The following is a 17,708-nucleotide window of genomic DNA, read 5'->3' on the forward strand; positions in this document are numbered from 1 at the left end:
AATCCTATACTGTTTCTAATGTTTCAACCAATTGCTCTTCGGTCTCCAAACGCTTTAACGCACGTTTGTACTCTGTTGGCATTACTCTTACAAAATGGCTTAAACTCGTTTCCCAATTCTTTAGTATTGCAGCGCCTTTTTTACTGCCTGTGTATGCTACATGTTTTTTAATCAATTCCTTTAAATCATTAGCATCATCGGTAGTTATCTCTTCAAAGGCTATGGTTTCTGTATTACATAATCCGTTCACAAATTTATTTTCAGGGTCATATACATAAGCAATGCCTCCACTCATGCCAGCTGCAAAATTTCGACCTGTTTTACCAAGAACAACTACTTTACCACCAGTCATGTACTCACAACAATGATCACCAACGCCCTCGACAACTGCTGTTGCTCCAGAATTTCTTACCGCAAAACGCTCGCCTGCAATACCATTGATATAGGCTTGTCCTTCAACGGCACCAAACAAACAAACATTCCCGACGATGATATTATGTTCTGCTTGGAAGTCTGCTTTTGCTGGTTTTTTTACAATTAATTTTGCGCCTGATAACCCTTTCCCAAGATAATCGTTAGTGTTTCCTTCGAGTGTAAAACTTAGTCCATGCGCTCCAAAAGCACCAAAGCTTTGACCTGCAGAGCCTTCGAAATTGATATTTAAAGTATCTTCTGGCAGCCCTAAATGCCCATATATTTTTGAAATTTCATTACTTACAATAGCGCCAACGGTACGATTGGTATTTTTTATTGGGTACGACAAGCTCATTTGCTCTTTTCTATACAACGCACGATGCGAATCTTTAAGGATTTTGAAATCTAAAACATTGTCCAAATTATGATCTTGCTTTTCGGTATTTTTTACAGTCATCTGCTTATACTCCGCTGGTCTGTGTAATATTGATGATAAATCTAAGCCCTTTGCTTTATAATGTTTAATGGCTTTATTTGCATTTATTTTATGGGTTTGTCCTATCATTTCGGCCATACTTCTAAACCCTAATTCTGCCATTATACCTCTTAACTCTTCTGCGATATAATAGAAGAAATTAATCACATGTTCTGGCGTTCCTTTAAAGTTTTTACGCAACTCTTTATCTTGAGTTGCTATACCAACAGGGCATGTGTTTAAATGACATTTTCGCATCATTATACATCCTGAAGCTACCAAAGGCGCCGTAGCAAACCCGAATTCTTCAGCACCTAATAACGCAGCAATAGCGACATCTCTACCCGTTTTTAATTGCCCATCGCACTCTACAACAATTCTACTTCTTAAGTTGTTAAGGACTAAGGTTTGTTGCGCCTCTGCTAAACCAAGTTCCCATGGTAATCCTGCATGTTTTAACGATGTTAAAGGAGAGGCTCCTGTTCCTCCATCATATCCAGCAATTAATACCACATCTGCTTTTGCTTTTGCAACTCCAGCGGCTATTGTACCTACACCTACTTCTGAAACTAATTTTACATTAATCCTGGCATCACGATTGGCATTTTTTAAATCGTAGATTAATTGTGCCAAATCCTCAATAGAATATATATCGTGATGTGGTGGTGGCGAAATTAACCCTACAAAAGGTGTTGAGTTTCTTGCGGCTGCAATCCAAGGTAATACTTTTTCTCCTGGTAGCTGACCTCCTTCTCCAGGCTTTGCGCCTTGAGCCATTTTTATTTGTATCTCCTTTGCATTTGTTAAGTAATGGGACGTTACACCAAAACGCCCTGAAGCGACTTGTTTTATAGCTGAATTTCTACTATCACCATTGCTATCTGGTTGAAAGCGATTTCGGTCTTCACCTCCTTCGCCCGAATTCGATTTTCCTCCAATTCTATTCATAGCAATAGCTAAATTTTCGTGAGCTTCACGAGAAATTGAACCATAAGACATTGCTCCTGTTTTGAAACGTTTTACGATTTCGGTCCATGGTTCTACTTCTTCTATAGGAATGGGGTCGATATTATTAAACTCAAACAAACCGCGAATAGTCATTAAGTTTTTTGATTGCTCATTGATGTTTTTTGCATAAACATCATAACTTTTTTGATCACTCAATCTAACCGCTTGCTGCAATTTTGCCACCGTTGTAGGATTAAATAGATGACGCTCTCCATTGCGTCTCCATCTGTACTCTCCACCAATATTTAAGCCTAAACGTTTATCTATCTGTTTGTCTGGATAGGCATATTTATAACGCTTATCTATCTCTTTTTCGATTTCATATAAACCAATACCTTCAATTCTCGAGGTCGTATATGGAAAATATTTTTCTACAAACTGTGAATTGAAACCCACGATTTCAAATATTTGAGAACCTCTATACGAGCGTAATGTCGAGATTCCTATTTTATTCATCACTTTTAAAATCCCTTTACCTATAGCTTTGTTAAAATTATCAACGGCTTGCTGCTCATCCATATTAGTAATGAAGCCATCCTTTACTTGCGCCCTAATAATTTCATTTACCATATAAGGATTTACAGCACTAGCACCATAACCAAATAAAGTGGCAAAATGATGTGGTTCACGTGGTTCGGCAGATTCTATAATGATATCAAAATACGACCGCTTACGTAAACGGTTCATTTGATGGTTTACATAAGAACAAGCTAATAGCGGCGGAATAGGTGCTTTCTCTTTACTAACGCCTCTATCTGATAAAATAATAATATTAGTCTTGCGCTCTAAGGCTTTTTCAATTTGAACAATAATGTTATCTAAAGCATCTTCAAGCCCATTAAGCCCTTTATTTTTAGGGTATAACATTTCGATAGTTTCAGCTTTAAAGCTTTCAATTGAGATGTGGCGTATTTTTTCTAAATCGTCATTTGAAATAACCGGATTCTGAATTTTTAACTTTCGGCATTGACGTTCTGTTATACTAAAAATATTTCTATCCTTACCTAAGGATAAACTTATATCTGTTACAATTTCTTCTCTAATACCATCTAACGGTGGATTTGTAACCTGAGCAAATAATTGTTTGAAGTAATTAGAAATTAATTGCGGTTTGTTAGACAATACCGCCAAAGGCGTATCAGTTCCCATAGAGCCTAGAGCTTCTTTAGCTTTTAGCGCCATTGGAGTAATGACTTCTTGTATGTCTTCAAACGTGTAGTTAAATAAACGTTGTCTTGTTTTGATGTCTAGGGTTTCTACAGGGCAACTTTTTCCTGTATAGGGAATATCTTTAAGATGTAGTCTTGTTTTATCTAACCATTTTTGGTAGGGTCTATCTTTGACGATTTTACTTTTAATTTCTTCGTCATTAATAATTCGTCCTTGATTCATATCTACCAAAAACATTTTTCCTGGCTCTAAACGTCCGTGGGTTTCTACATCTTCTGGGGCAATATCTACCACTCCAATCTCTGAGGACATAATGAGTTTACCACTTTTGGTCACTGTATACCGTGATGGTCTTAATCCATTTCTATCTAGTAGAGCACCAATATAATTTCCGTCTGTAAAAGGTACTGAAGCAGGACCATCCCAAGGCTCCATAATACAGGCATTATACTCATAAAACGCCTTGCGTTCTGGAGACATGGTTTTGTGTTTTTCCCAAGCCTCAGGAATCATCATCATCATAACTTCTGGCAATGTGCGGTCGGTATGTGTTAATAGTTCGACCACCATATCCATGGATGCAGAATCTGATTTCCCAGGTAAAATAATAGGAAATAACTTATCTATTTGTGGACCGAAAACATCACTCTTCATGATTTCTTCCCTAATACGCATCCGGCTTACATTACCTCTAAGGGTATTAATTTCACCATTTTGACACATAAACCGAAATGGTTGTGCCAACTCCCAAGTAGGCATTGTATTGGTCGAAAAACGTTGGTGCACCAAAGCTAATCGCGTGACCAAATCATCTTCCTGTAAATCCTTATAGTACCGTCCTATATCTTCTGGCATAATAATACCTTTGTATATAAGCGTGTTCATAGATAAACTCGATACATAAAAGTATGAACTCTGAGACATTTTAGAATGTCTAACGGTATGCTCCGTTATTTTACGTGCTGCGTAGAGCTTGGCATTAAACTCTTTTTCGGAGACTTCATTAGATTTTCCGACAAAAATCTGCTCTATATTGGGTTCTGAAGCTAAAGCTATATCGCCTAGTTGTGTAGAGTCTACAGGTACCTCTCTCCAACCAATTACTGAAAGTCCTTGAGCAATTATCTCTTTTTCAAAAGTGGCTTTACAAAAATTATACTGATTGCTGTTTTTTGGTAAGAACACCATCCCTACGGCATACTTGCCTTTTACAGGTACTTTAAACCCACAAACTCTTTTAAAATAAGCGTGCGGAATATCTATTAATAAGCCTGCTCCATCTCCTGTTTTTCCATCTGCACTAACGCCTCCACGATGCTCTAGTTTGACCAAGATTTCTAAAGCATCATGAATAATTTGATTTGTTCTTTCTCCTTTGAGATTACAGATAAATCCTGCCCCACAATTTTCATGTTCAAATTCTGGTAAATAAAGTCCTTGTTTCTTCAGCATAAATCAATAAGGTTTTTAAGGTTTTTTAGACCATATTAAAACTCTAATATAATGGCATCATTTTGATTAAAAAAAAAGCAGAAACACTTTTCTCAAATCGATAATATTGTACTTTTTAATTGAAAGAATGGTAATTATGTGGTAAAAAATCGCAAATAACTCAATAAAAAATCTCCATCATAAAATTCAAAATATTACGAAAACGTTTGCGAAATATGCTTTTTGTTAAAGAAAATTCTGAAAATTACATAAAATTCTGAAAATTACATAAAATTTGAATTACAGATTTATCAAAATAATCTAAAAAAAAAAATAACCCTACATTTTTTAGGGTAAAAAATAAAATATTCATAAAAATCATATTTATACACCTATTTTTTTGTGGGTATAAAATCAGTTTATATAGATTTGACCCGAACTAATTAATTATAATTTATGAAACATTTATTTACAATTTTATTTTTAGCAACTTCATTTTTTATGGTTGCACAAGAAGGCGAAGACAAAGAAGAAAAAAAGTTTTCTTTAAGTGGTAGTATTGATGGGTATTTTCAAACCTATATAACTGCTCCTGATGATAATGCTCCTGCTTTTGGAACTGCATTTGCAGACCAATCTGGTTTTGCAATAGGTATGGGAAATCTCATTGCTAGTTATGAAAGCGGCAAAGTAGGTGCCGTTTTAGATTTGGTTGTTGGACCGAGAGGTGAAGGCGCTACTTTCAATTCTGATATTGTTGATGGTATCGTAAACCAAGCTTATGTTTATTGGAATGTCTCCGATAAAACAACCTTAACCTTTGGTAGATGGAACACATTTTTAGGCTATGAGGTTATCGCACCTGCTGCAAACTTTAATTATAGTACGTCTTATTTATTCTCTAGCGGGCCATTTTCTCACTTGGGTTTAAAAGCTGATTTTGCTATATCTGAAGATTTTAGTTTAATGTTGGCAATTACTAATCCATGGGATACTAATGACACTTCTGCAACAGGCGAGTATGCTTATGGCGCTCAATTAGGATATAAGGAGCAATATCTAAATCTTTATTACGATAGTGGTAACAATGGTGGTTTAGGGTTTGAAATCGATTACACCGGTGGTTTTGATTTATCAGATGATTTCTTTTTAGGAATTAATGCGGCGTATAACGATAATGACGGTTCTGGTTTTTATGGGGCTGCGTTGTATCCGCAATTAACAACTTCTGAGTCTTTTGCTATTGGTTTAAGAGGCGAATATTTTTCTTTACATGGTGATGCAGACGACCAACCAAATGTTTTTGCAACGACATTAACAGGTAGCTACACGGTTGATAATCTTATCATCAAACCAGAGGTAAGATTAGATAGCTGGTCAAACAGTGAACCATACTTTGACAATGATGGCTTAGCATCTGATAATTTAGCTGCATTTACAGTAGCGGCTATATATACATTTTAATTTTAGACTAACTAACACATAATTATTATGACTGATAATTTTTTAACTATTTTACCAAATCTTATCGCCTTACAAGATACCGTTGCTGCAACAACTAAAGATATTGAAGATGCTGTATCTGCGATAAATGGTGATTTCGGAATGTTATGGATGCTTTTATCTGGTATTTTAGTATTCTTTATGCAAGCAGGATTTACTCTTGTAGAATCTGGTATGACACGTTCAAAAAACGCTGTAAATATTGCCATGAAAAACTTACTGGATATTTGTGTAGGTTCACTTACTTATTGGATTATTGGGTATTCTTTAATGTATGGAGACACAACTAACGGCTGGTTCTTTTTCAAGGGGTTATTTCACGGAGAAGGTGCCGACTTGTTTTTTCAAACTATGTTTGCTGCTACCGCAGCAACTATAGTATCTGGAGCTATTGCAGGCAGAACTAAATACTCTACATACGTAATATTCTCGGTAGTAATGACTGCACTTATTTATCCTATCGCAGGTGGATGGGAATGGAATGGTGGCTGGTTAAACGATACTGAAGGTATTATGCCAGCGGAATTCATTGACTTTGCAGGATCGTCAATTGTACACTCTGTTGGCGGATGGGCTGCTTTAGTTGCTGCTGTATTAGTAGGTCCACGTATTGGAAAATTTGTTGATGGAAAAGTAATGCCAATTCCAGGTCATAACCAAATTTTGGCTACTCTTGGTGTTTTTATCCTTTGGTTAGGATGGTTTGGATTTAACGGTGGTTCTCAACTCGCTTGGGGTGGCGCTGATGCTATTGCAGCATCAAATGTAGTATTAATAACAAATTTGGCTGCTGCAGCTGGTGGTCTAGGTGCTCTAATCACAACTTGGATTTGGTATGGAAAACCACACTTAGCTCAAACCTTAAATGGTGTTTTAGCTGGGTTAGTGAGTATTACTGCTGGCTGTGGTAATATGTCTTATGAAGGTGGTGCTTTAGCTGGTTTGATTGGAGGTATAATCGTTGTATTCTCTATTGAATTTATTGAAAAGAAACTTAAAGTTGATGATGCTATTGGAGCTGCATCTGTACATGGAGTTGTCGGTGTATGGGGAACAATTGTAATAGGCCTTTGGGGAGTTGATGGAGATACTGCTATTGGTCTGTTTAATGGTGGTGGTGCTGCCCAACTTGGAGCACAGTTTATAGGGGCTTTTGCATATGCCGTTTGGGCAGTCGGATTGTCTTGGATTATTTTATTTACCTTAAAGAGAACTCTTGGATTACGTGTAAGCAAAGAAGTTGAAGAAAGAGGATTAGATCTTTCTGAGCATGGCACAATTGCTTACCCTGGTAAACGTAATAGAGGAGGAGAAGAAGACGAAGAAGATTAAACCAAAATCATGTATTCTCAATACACTTAATTAATAAATTAAGTGGTTGAAAAAAGCCTCCTTAGCTCTCGAGTTAAGGAGGTTTAATTTTACTTAGGTTATTATTAGATTAATTTTCTCATTTAAAACAGTAAGGGTTCTAAATACTTTAGCCCCTTAATAGTTCAGAGTGATATATTAAATTTAAAACTAGAATTGGTGTCATTATACAAATAATGCAACTAGATATTATATCTAATTTTTTGGTTAATCTCAGTAGTTAAATAATTGTAGATTGCCCTAAGTGAATATTTTTGAAATTTATATTGGTGTCTTTAGGATTAAAGATGAAGTCTTCAATAAACTCACCTACTCTAGTCGTTGATACATAATCATATTGATCATTAATATCTGGTGTAGTAATACTTAGTTTTAATGATTTTTCTACCGCCAATCTAATTAACTCCGCTTCCCTGTGTAACTCAAAATGATCTAATAACATTGCTGCCGACAAAACAGACGCTATTGGATTAGCAATTCCTTTTCCTGTGGCTTGTGGGTAAGATCCATGAATAGGCTCAAACAAGGCAAATTTTTCACCAACTGAAGCTGACGCCAATAATCCTATAGAACCCCCTATAACACTAGCTTCATCACTAATAATATCTCCAAACATATTTTCGGTCAAAATTACATCAAACTGTTTTGGGTTTAAAATTATTTGCATGGCCGCATTATCTACAAATAAGAACTCTAATTCTACATCATTATATTGTTTTGAGATTTCTGTTACCACTTTCCGCCATAACCTAGAACTTTCTAATACATTGGCTTTATCCACCAACGTCACTTTATGGCTTCTTGCTTGTGCTGCCTTAAATGCTAAATGCGCTATACGTTCTATTTCTTCACTTGAGTAGACACATAGGTCTGAGGCCGTATTGCCATCTTCACTCAATTGTTTTTCTCCAAAGTAAATCCCTCCAGTTAGTTCTCTATAAATAGATATATCTGTTCCTTTGATGACGCTTTTTTTTAAAGGTGATTTTTCCAACAAGGTTTCATAAGCTTTTACTGGTCTTATATTAGCAAATAACCCAAGTTCTTTCCTTAATTTTAAAAGCCCTTGTTCGGGACGGATTTTTGCAGAAGGATTATTATCGTATTTAGGATGCCCTATAGAACCAAATAATATAGCATCTGAAGATTTACATAAATCTAAAGTATTTTCAGGCAATGGATTATTGTGCTTGTCTATGGCTACAGCACCAACATCTGCTGTTGTAAATTTAAAATTATGATTGAATTCTGAAGCAATAGCCTTTAAAGCCTTAATGGCCTGATCTGTTACTTCCGGACCTATGCCATCTCCTGGCAATACAGCAATATTTAATTTCATATTATTTCCTGTGAAAGTAGGAATCACATCCCGCTCTCAATTAATTATTAATTTATTTTATTCTAAATCTTCTGCTTTTTTTTGGTGATTTTATCAACCCAATTATACTTTTATTCAATACGCAGACTATATTTTGTTTCTTTATCATAAGCTTTCTGAACACTCCTGCATTCGGTCCAAAAATTAATGTTTGTTAGTTTTTGCATTTTCAGTTTTTTAAACTCATTTTGAATTTTCATATTGCAGCACTTTATTAAAATAAAAATGCAATTGTTCATGAGAAAGTAATTTATCACTTTCTTTAAATACCCAAGAAAGATGAGTAAAAAAATCAACTATACCTTTTAAATCTTTATATTTCTGGATATTATTACACTCCTCTAAAGAGACATTACTAGGTTGTATCTCTATGTCATAAGTAAAGAATGCATAGTCATATACTTCTAGGTTTGCAGTACCTCTAAAATCTTTCCAAGTTAATCTATTCTTTAACCATTAAATCGCATTTTTGAGCTTTTAAAATTTGTTATTACGCATAATACTATTGTTAAAACCCATCTAGGAATTTTTTTATCTACTGGCTAATACTACTAATTAGTAATTTTTTTGAGCTTCAAAAGCTTTAATTTGTGTTTTATGATTAACAAGGTAATCGATATCATCGTAGCCATTAATTAAACATGTTTTTTTGTAATCATCGATTTCAAAATTTTCATAAGCGTCATAACCTAATACAGAAATGGTTTGCCTTTTGAGATTAACTTCAATTTGCGTCTGTGGATTAGAGATAATCTTGCTCATTAAGTCACTTAAAAATATATCTGTAACTTGTACTGGTAACAAGCCATTATTAAGTGCATTTCCTTTAAAAATATCTGCAAAAAAACTAGAGACCACCACTTTAAATCCATAACCAACAATCGCCCATGCGGCATGTTCTCTACTAGATCCACATCCAAAATTATTACCAGCAACTAATATACTACCAGAATAGCTTGAGTCATTAAAAACAAATTCTGGATTTTCGGAACCATCTTTATGATATCTCCAATCTCTAAACACCTGGTCTCCAAACCCTTTCTTATCTGTAGCTTTTAAAAATCGTGCGGGTATAATCTGATCGGTGTCAACATTCTCAATATTCAACGGAATTGCAGTAGACTTTAATGTTGTAAACTTCTCCATTAATTTAAATATTTTGTAATATCAATTATTTTTCCTTCCACTGCTGTTGCCGCAGCAACAAGGGGACTTGCCAATATGGTTCTAGATCCTTGTCCTTGACGTCCTTCAAAATTTCTGTTTGATGTAGATACACAATATTGACCTTGTGGTATTTTATCGTCATTCATTGCCAAACAGGCAGAACAACCTGGCTGACGTAATTCAAATCCTGCTTCATCAAAAACAGTTTTTAAGCCCTCCTCTATAATCTGAGCTTCTACTTGTTTACTCCCTGGTACTAGCCATGCGGTGACATTATCTGCTTTTTTCTTTCCTTTAATAAATTTGGCGGCTACTCTAAAATCTTCAATTCTAGAATTAGTGCAGCTTCCAATAAATACAAAATTTATAGGTTTGTTAATTAAGCGCTCACCTGCTTCAAAATTCATGTACTCTAATGCCTTTTTAAACGACGGTGTTTCATCTGCTGGTATTGTTTCAGAAATTTTAATTCCCATACCTGGATTGGTTCCGTAGGTTATCATAGGCTCAATATCTGCTGCATCAAAATGATATTCTTTATCAAAGTTTGCACCTTTATCTGTAGGCAATGTCTTCCAATACGCTACTTTATTTTCAAAATCTTTGCCTTTTGGTGCAAATTTTCGGTCTTTTACATATGCAAACGTCGTTTCATCGGGTGCAATCATACCTCCTCGAGCTCCCATTTCTATACTCATATTACATACAGTCATACGACCTTCCATACTCATGTCTTCAAAGACATTTCCTGCATACTCACAGAAATATCCTGTTCCAGAATTGGTTCCTAATTTTGAGATGATATAAAGAATAACATCTTTTGGCAAGACCCCTTTCTTTAATTTTCCATTAACGCTAACCCTTAAGCTTTTTGGTTTGGTGAGTAACAAGCACTGGCTGGCAAAAACTTGTGCCACCTGACTTGTTCCTATACCAAATGCTATAGCACCAAAGGCACCGTGAGTTGAGGTATGACTATCACCGCAGACCATGGTAGAACCTGGCTGTGTCACCCCCAACTCTGGAGCCATGACATGGACAATTCCATTATATTGATGTCCTAACTCATATAATGTAATATTGTTTTTTTTACAGTTTTTAGAAAGCTGCTCTAGTTGTTGCCTAGAGAGCGGATCTCTAACTGGTTGATCTTGATTTAAAGTCGGTGTATTATGATCTGCAGTAGCTACAATTTGGTCTGGTCTAAAAATAGGAATTCCACGATCTTCTAATTCATTAAAAGCTTGCGGACTGGTTACCTCGTGGATTAAATGCTTATCTACATACAAAATCTGTGGCCCATTATCATCTACACTACTGACCACATGAGCATCCCAAACTTTATCGAATAATGTTTTTTTACTCATTTATGCGATTATTTCATTGTAGACTTTACTAGTTTCGATAATTTGATGAATATCATTATCGTCTATCTCTTTTTTTCTATCTGCAAATCTTAAAAAATTTGCATATATTTCATCTAATTGCAATTTCGTTAATTCGTAACCAACTTTCTTTGCTCTATAAGCTAAGGCTGCACGTCCACTTCTGGCTGTTAATACAATGGCAGATTCAGTAACACCAACATCTTTTGGGTCTATTATTTCGTAAGTCTCCCGATGTTTAATTACCCCATCTTGATGAATCCCTGAGCTATGTGCAAAGGCATTTGCTCCAACTATTGCTTTATTGGGTTGTGTATAAATACCCATGCTATCACTGACCAATTGACTCATGCCATAAAGCATCGATGTATTAACATTTGTGTCTAAATTTAAGTAAGGATGCTGTTTTAACACCATGACCACTTCTTCTAATGCTGTATTACCCGCACGCTCACCAATACCATTAATTGTACATTCAATTTGTCTAGCACCATTAATCACTCCTTCTATAGAATTTGCTGTTGCCAAACCTAAATCGTTATGACAATGACATGATAATATAACTTTTTCAATACCTTTTACATTTTCTTTTAGATATTTAATTTTTGCACCATATTCGCTAGGTAAACAATAACCCGTTGTATCGGGAATATTTAGAACTGTTGCACCAGCTTTAATTGCTGCTTCACAGACTCTAGCCAAATAATGATTCTCTGTTCTACCAGCATCTTCGGCATAGAACTCTACATCTTCGACAAATGACTTAGCGTATTTTACGGCAGCATAAGCACGCTCTAAAACATCCTCTTGTGTGGTTTTAAATTTATGAACAATATGCAATTCTGAAGTGCCTATCCCTGTATGAATCCTAGGTTTAACTGCATATTTTAATGCCTCAGCTGCTACTTTAATATCATTTTCTACTGAGCGTGTTAATCCACAAACTGTAGCATTTTTGACAATTTTTGAAATAGCTTTTACCGACTTAAAATCCCCTGGACTAGAGACAGGAAACCCTGCCTCAATGACATCCACACCGAGAGCATCTAGCTGTTTTGCAATGACAACTTTCTGTTCTGTATTTAATTTACAACCTGGAACCTGCTCTCCGTCACGAAGTGTTGTATCAAAGATTTTTACATTGTTATTTGACATATATCAAAATATAGTTTAGTATTGCTTAACGAAGTTAAATTTTGAAATTGTCTCAATGACTAAACTTTATTTATGTATTACGATGTTCAAAACCATAATTAGATTATAACACATTGCTTTACAGATAAATACCCTATTTTCCTGTTGATAACTAAAGACCAAAAAGATAATTTATTTTTACTCATAAAGTCTCTAACAAAGTCTGAAAAACGACAATTTAAGCTGTATGTAGGAAGACTCGTTGTAAATTCTGATTCTAAATTTTTGAATTTATTTAACCTTCTGGATAAGGCAAAGATTTATAATGAGGCATCAATATTAAAGAGTGGGATTGTAAAAAAACAACAGCTTGCCAATATTAAGGCGCATTTATACAAACAAATTTTAATTAGCCTTAAACTAAATCCCTCTCATCAAAATGTACGCTCTCAAATTAGAGAACAATTAGATTTTGCTTCGATACTATATCATAAAGGGTTATACAAACAAAGTCTAAAAATTTTAGACAAAGCAAAAGAACTAGCCATCTCTAATGAAGAAAAAAATATGGCTTTTGAAATTGTGGAATTAGAAAAAATAATTGAAACTCAATACATAACCAGAAGCATAAGTAATCGCGCGGATGAATTAGTGGTTCAGGCAAAAGAATTTAGTACACTTAATGTAATTGCATCAAAGTTATCTAATCTATCGCTTCAGCTATACAGTATAATGCTAAAAACGGGCTATGTAAAAAATGAAGAAGAACGCAAAAAAATAACCGCTTATTTTCAAAATAGACTTCCAAAAATTGATATCAAAACTATTGGTTTTAGAGAAAAATTATGGTTTTACAAGGCGCACCTTTGGTACAATTTTTTAATCCAAGATTTTCTAAATTGTTACAGATACTCCTCTAAATTAGTGGATTTGTTTTATGAAAACCCTAAGATGATAAATCTTAATCCTGTTTTTTTCTTAAAGAGCAACAATTATCTTCTAGAATCCATTTTCTTTTTAAGAAAAAAACCAAAATTTGTTGAGAAACTCAATGAATTAAAAATTACCGTAAACAACGCTAACTTTATAAAAGACCAAAACGTCTCTACCTTAGTGTTTTTGTATACTAATTTTCATAACATCAATCAACATTTTATAGATGGTAGTTTTGAAGATGGGTTAGCGATAATTCCGCAAATTGAAAAAGATTTGGAGTTATTTAATAATCGGATTGACCCACATCATAAGATGATTTTCTATTACAAATTTGCAAGTTTGCAATTTGGTGCAGGTAATAATTTAACATGTATTGATTACTTGAGTAGAATTATCTCCAACAAATCACTTTCTATGAGAGAAGATCTCTTATGTTTCTCTAGACTTCTTAATCTTGTAGCGCATTATGATGAAGGTATAGATTATCATTTAGAAGCTTTATTAAAAAGCACTTACAAATTTCTGATAAAAATGAACGACTTGCATGAAGTCCAAAAAGAAATGATAAAATTTATTAGAGGACTTCAAGATATTTATCCTCACGATTTAAAAAACGCATTCAAAGATTTATTAGAAAGACTTAAGGTCTATGAAGACCATCCTTACGAGCGTAGAGCCTTTTTATATCTTGATATAATATCTTGGTTAGAAAGCAAAATTGAAAACAAATCTGTAGGTGAAATTATTAAGAATAAGTATTTGTCAAAAAACATGATATAATTTATAGAATCTCATAAAAATTTAAAAAAAACAAAAATAAATTTGGATATTAAAGATTTGTGTTGCAATATTTACTCTTACAAAGTTCAAAAACTTACTGAAATGTTATCAAGAAAGGTGGAGGGAATAGACCCGCTGAAGCCTTAGCAACCCTTAGATTTACTAAGAAGGTGCTAAATTCTACTTGAAGGTGTAAGTCATTTTTTGCATATTCGGATAGATAACTCAAGCCTAATTACTCATCTGTAATTAGCATTTTCTTTATAACATTTTTCTATTAAGTACGCTTCTTAAGAAGCTTATTTGACTTTTGGTTTAATTTATTTTAATTCAAAAAACTTAGAAAAATGAGCACACAAAAATTCGCAACCAAAGCGTTGCACGCAGGACACGATGTTCAAAACAATGGAGGAACAAGAGCCGTTCCTATTTATCAATCGACAGCATACGTCTTTAACGATTCTGACCACGCTGCTAATCTTTTTGCTTTAGCCGAAACTGGTAATATTTATACCAGAATTAACAACCCTACAAACGATATTCTAGAGCAACGCCTAGCAGCTTTAGAAGGAGGTATTGCAGCGGTTGTAACAGCTTCTGGAACTTCAGCAGTTGCAACATCATTACTTACATTACTAAAAGCCGGTGATCATATTGTTGCCTCTAGCAGTTTGTACGGAGGAACATACAATTTACTAAGCGTAACACTACCTAGGCATGGTATTACGACAACATTTGTAGATCCATCCAATCCAGAAAATTTTAATAAAGCTGCTCAAGAAAATACCAGAGCATTTTTTATTGAATCTTTAGGAAATCCAAAGCTAGATGTCTTAGATATAGAAGCTATTTCGAAAGAGGCCAAAGCATACAAAGTTCCTTTAATAGTAGATAATACCGTAGCTACTCCATACCTTTTAAACCCAATTGAGTATGGTGCTAATATTGTTATTCATTCATTAACAAAATACATCAATGGTAACGGTACAGCATTAGGTGGAGTGATTATCGACGCGGGTACTTTTGACTGGACAAATGGTAAATTTCCAGAGTTCACAGAGCCATCAGCTGGTTATCACGGATTAGTTTATAGTGAAGTATTAGAAGCCGCGGCTTTTATCGCTAAGGTAAGAATCGAAGGATTACGAGATTATGGCGGTGCTTTAAGCCCTTTTAATGCTTTTCAAATTATACAAGGATTAGAAACGCTAGAACTACGGGTTAAAAAGCATAGCGAAAATGCTTTAGAATTGGCTAAATGGTTGCAAGAACAATCTGAGGTTACTTGGGTAAATTATCCAGGATTAGAGTCCAGTAATTATAAAGCTTTGGCTAATAAATACCTACCAAAAGGACAAAGTGGAATTGTAACTTTTGGCGTAGAAGGCGGTTATGAAGCAGCAAAAATTATTGCAGACAAAACCCAAGTATTCTCTCTCCTAGCAAATATCGGAGATACGAAATCATTAATAATACATCCTGCGAGTACTACCCATCAGCAACTAAGTGATGAGGCAAAAGAGAGTACAGGTGTCACAAAAGATCTTATTCGTCTTTCTGTTGGAATAGAAAATATTGAAGATTTAAAAGCCGATTTAAAGGAGACTTTTGCAATTGTAAAACAGAAAAAAACTTTTCAAAACTAATCTATAGTATTATATAGTTTATGCGGTTTCCTTGAAAGAGGATATCTGTATTACATAAAAAAAATAGAACAATGAGTGATTTAAAATTTAGTGTTTCAGGTACCAGCTCATCTGAAACAAAGTTTATAGGTAATACAAGGCAATTTACATTAACTGTAGATGAGCCTGAAGCACTTGGTGGCACAGATGATTATCCAAATCCAGTAGAATACATTTTAGCAGGATTTGCCGGCTGTGTGAATGTCGTAGGACATCTAGTTGCAAAAGAATTAGGTTTTACCATTAACAACCTTAAAATTGAAGTGCATGGAGAATTAAATCCTAATCGATTTTTGGGAAGTTCTAACGCAGAAAGAGCAGGCTTTAAGTCTATTAAGCTTCATTTAATTCCTGACACAGATGCTGATATTGAAACCCTAACTCAATGGTTACAAATTGTTGAAGATCGCTGTCCTGTAAAAGATAATCTTCAAAATAGCACACCAATTTCAATAGCAGTAGAAAAAGAGTATAATGTTTCATAGAACTTTATGACGAATTTACAACATATAACAATTTCAAACTTTAAAACCCAAAGTGGTAAGGCATCAAATCTTTTGGTGTCTTACCAAACTTTTGGTGCAAAATTAGGTAGCGCCCCTATTGTATTAGTTATACATGCGCTTACAGGAAACTCTAATGTTATCGGACCTAATGGATGGTGGAATGATTTAATAGGAAAGGATAAATGTATTGACACCAATTCCTATACCATTTTAGCTTTTAATATTCCTGGAAATGGTTATGACAATTCGAGGAGTAAGCTTATAGAGAATTACAAAGATTTTACAGCAAGAGATATTGCACAAATATTCTCCAAAGGACTAGAACAACTGAAGATTGAATCGCTATTTTCTGTAATCGGAGGATCTGTTGGAGGCGGTATAGCATGGGAGTTAGCAGCATTAAAACCAAATTTAATTGAAAACCTAATTCCTATAGCAACCGATTGGAAATCTACCGACTGGCTGATTGCAAATTGCCATATTCAAGATGCAATTCTAAATAATTCTAATAAACCATTAGAAGACGCTAGAATGCATGCCATGACATTATATAGAACACCCGAATCTTTGGCTCAAAAATTTGATCGTTCAAAAAAAAATAATAGGCTTTTTAATGTTGAGTCGTGGCTAAATCATCACGGAAACAAATTAAATAAGCGATTCGCAATTACGGCGTACAAAATGATGAATCAAATCTTGAGAACAATTGATATTACTGACGGACGTGGTAATTTTTTAGAGGTTGCATCAAAAATTTCTTCGAATATTCACTTCATAACTATTAATTCAGATTTGTTTTTTAAATCTGATGAAAACTGGAAAGATTATGTTGAACTTAAAAATCTAAAGCATAATGTATTTATTCATGAAATTAAATCAATCCATGGTCATGATGCTTTTTTAATTGAGTTTGATCAACTCTCAATATTTTTAAAATCTATTTTTAAAACTCAACATAAACAAGAAAAAAAAATTACTGTATAAACAACTACCTCTTATGAAACTAGCAAAGCTTATCATGCTATTCGAGTTTTTCTTTTTAAGATGTATATTAGCGTATTGAAAATCAATACATTTTGACAAAAACATTAATTATTTGAAGGCTAAAAAACAATTCATGATTAAAGTTGTTAATACAGCTATAAAAGACATGAACAATAATAAAGGTGGCCCTTTTAGGTGTGTTGTCGTAAAAATAGCAAAATAATTAAGAAAGGCAACAGCAAAGCTACCTCAACAACAGGGCAAAATCATACTTTTAAATTTAATATTTTGAGCAAATAGTCTTCATTCCACCCAGCTTCAAGCCTTTTGCTTTTCATAGATAGTTTTTTAGAATGTTCATTCTTCAATAGGTTTAAAGCA

At 34.3% G+C, this 17,708-nt stretch carries 11 protein-coding genes and 1 riboswitch; of the genes, 6 read left to right on the forward strand and 5 right to left on the reverse strand.

The window, feature by feature from the left end; all coding sequences use genetic code 11:
- Positions 1–4: 4 nt before the first annotated feature.
- Complete coding sequence (gltB, locus tag HKP48_RS03555; protein WP_296342891.1) at positions 5–4,519, reverse strand: glutamate synthase large subunit; 4,515 nt, start codon at positions 4,517–4,519, stop codon at positions 5–7.
- A 435-nt stretch (positions 4,520–4,954) separates the two neighbouring features.
- Here gltB and HKP48_RS03560 point away from each other — a divergent pair, with 435 nt between their 5' ends.
- Together HKP48_RS03560 and HKP48_RS03565 are read left to right on the forward strand one after the other, a co-directional pair.
- Positions 4,955–5,962: an outer membrane beta-barrel protein gene (locus HKP48_RS03560; protein WP_296342893.1), complete on the forward strand. Its 1,008-nt coding sequence runs from the start codon at positions 4,955–4,957 to the stop codon at positions 5,960–5,962.
- Between the two features lie 27 nt (positions 5,963–5,989).
- Positions 5,990–7,333, forward strand: a complete 1,344-nt coding sequence (locus tag HKP48_RS03565) for an ammonium transporter (RefSeq protein ID WP_296342895.1) — start codon at positions 5,990–5,992, stop codon at positions 7,331–7,333.
- A gap of 259 nt (positions 7,334–7,592) precedes the next feature.
- Here the strand turns inward: HKP48_RS03565 and leuB are convergent, their stop codons facing one another.
- From leuB to HKP48_RS03585, 4 genes are all read right to left on the reverse strand, one after another.
- Entirely contained in the window at positions 7,593–8,711 is a 1,119-nt protein-coding gene (leuB, locus tag HKP48_RS03570) for a 3-isopropylmalate dehydrogenase (protein WP_296342897.1), read from the reverse strand.
- Between the two features lie 594 nt (positions 8,712–9,305).
- Positions 9,306–9,896 (reverse strand): 3-isopropylmalate dehydratase small subunit, encoded by a 591-nt coding sequence (gene leuD / locus HKP48_RS03575; protein ID WP_296342900.1) that lies wholly within the window; start codon positions 9,894–9,896, stop codon positions 9,306–9,308.
- A complete protein-coding gene (leuC, locus tag HKP48_RS03580; protein WP_296342901.1) occupies positions 9,896–11,284 on the reverse strand; it encodes a 3-isopropylmalate dehydratase large subunit in 1,389 nt (462 codons plus the stop codon). Before leuC ends, leuD begins: the two co-directional genes overlap by 1 nt.
- Complete coding sequence (locus HKP48_RS03585; protein ID WP_296342903.1) at positions 11,285–12,457, reverse strand: 2-isopropylmalate synthase; 1,173 nt, start codon at positions 12,455–12,457, stop codon at positions 11,285–11,287.
- Between the two features lie 147 nt (positions 12,458–12,604).
- On the opposite strand from HKP48_RS03585, the gene HKP48_RS03590 reads away from it, so the two are divergent.
- The 4 genes from HKP48_RS03590 (at position 12,605) to HKP48_RS03605 (ending at position 17,327) form a co-directional block, all read left to right on the forward strand.
- Entirely contained in the window at positions 12,605–14,152 is a 1,548-nt protein-coding gene (locus tag HKP48_RS03590) for a hypothetical protein (RefSeq protein ID WP_296342911.1), read from the forward strand.
- 102 nt (positions 14,153–14,254) lie between these two features.
- Positions 14,255–14,379: riboswitch (SAM riboswitch) on the forward strand.
- Positions 14,380–14,499: 120 nt separating this feature from the next.
- Positions 14,500–15,798 (forward strand): PLP-dependent transferase, encoded by a 1,299-nt coding sequence (locus tag HKP48_RS03595; RefSeq protein ID WP_296342905.1) that lies wholly within the window; start codon positions 14,500–14,502, stop codon positions 15,796–15,798.
- 71 nt (positions 15,799–15,869) lie between these two features.
- On the forward strand, positions 15,870–16,322 hold the full coding sequence (locus HKP48_RS03600) for an OsmC family protein (RefSeq protein WP_296342907.1): 453 nt from the start codon (positions 15,870–15,872) through the stop codon (positions 16,320–16,322).
- A 6-nt stretch (positions 16,323–16,328) separates the two neighbouring features.
- Positions 16,329–17,327 (forward strand): alpha/beta fold hydrolase, encoded by a 999-nt coding sequence (locus HKP48_RS03605; RefSeq protein WP_296342909.1) that lies wholly within the window; start codon positions 16,329–16,331, stop codon positions 17,325–17,327.
- Positions 17,328–17,708: the final 381 nt, after the last annotated feature.

Source organism: Winogradskyella sp. (assembly GCF_013042245.1).
Lineage (GTDB): Bacteria > Bacteroidota > Bacteroidia > Flavobacteriales > Flavobacteriaceae > Winogradskyella.

Coding starts and splice junctions, on each gene's coding strand:
- gltB (WP_296342891.1), bottom strand. CDS start 4,519: ATGCTGAAGAAACAAGGACTTTATTTACCAGAATTTGAACATGAAAAT.
- HKP48_RS03560 (WP_296342893.1), top strand. CDS start 4,955: ATGAAACATTTATTTACAATTTTATTTTTAGCAACTTCATTTTTTATG.
- HKP48_RS03595 (WP_296342905.1), top strand. CDS start 14,500: ATGAGCACACAAAAATTCGCAACCAAAGCGTTGCACGCAGGACACGAT.
- leuB (WP_296342897.1), bottom strand. CDS start 8,711: ATGAAATTAAATATTGCTGTATTGCCAGGAGATGGCATAGGTCCGGAA.
- HKP48_RS03565 (WP_296342895.1), top strand. CDS start 5,990: ATGACTGATAATTTTTTAACTATTTTACCAAATCTTATCGCCTTACAA.
- leuC (WP_296342901.1), bottom strand. CDS start 11,284: ATGAGTAAAAAAACATTATTCGATAAAGTTTGGGATGCTCATGTGGTC.
- HKP48_RS03600 (WP_296342907.1), top strand. CDS start 15,870: ATGAGTGATTTAAAATTTAGTGTTTCAGGTACCAGCTCATCTGAAACA.
- HKP48_RS03585 (WP_296342903.1), bottom strand. CDS start 12,457: ATGTCAAATAACAATGTAAAAATCTTTGATACAACACTTCGTGACGGA.
- HKP48_RS03605 (WP_296342909.1), top strand. CDS start 16,329: ATGACGAATTTACAACATATAACAATTTCAAACTTTAAAACCCAAAGT.
- leuD (WP_296342900.1), bottom strand. CDS start 9,896: ATGGAGAAGTTTACAACATTAAAGTCTACTGCAATTCCGTTGAATATT.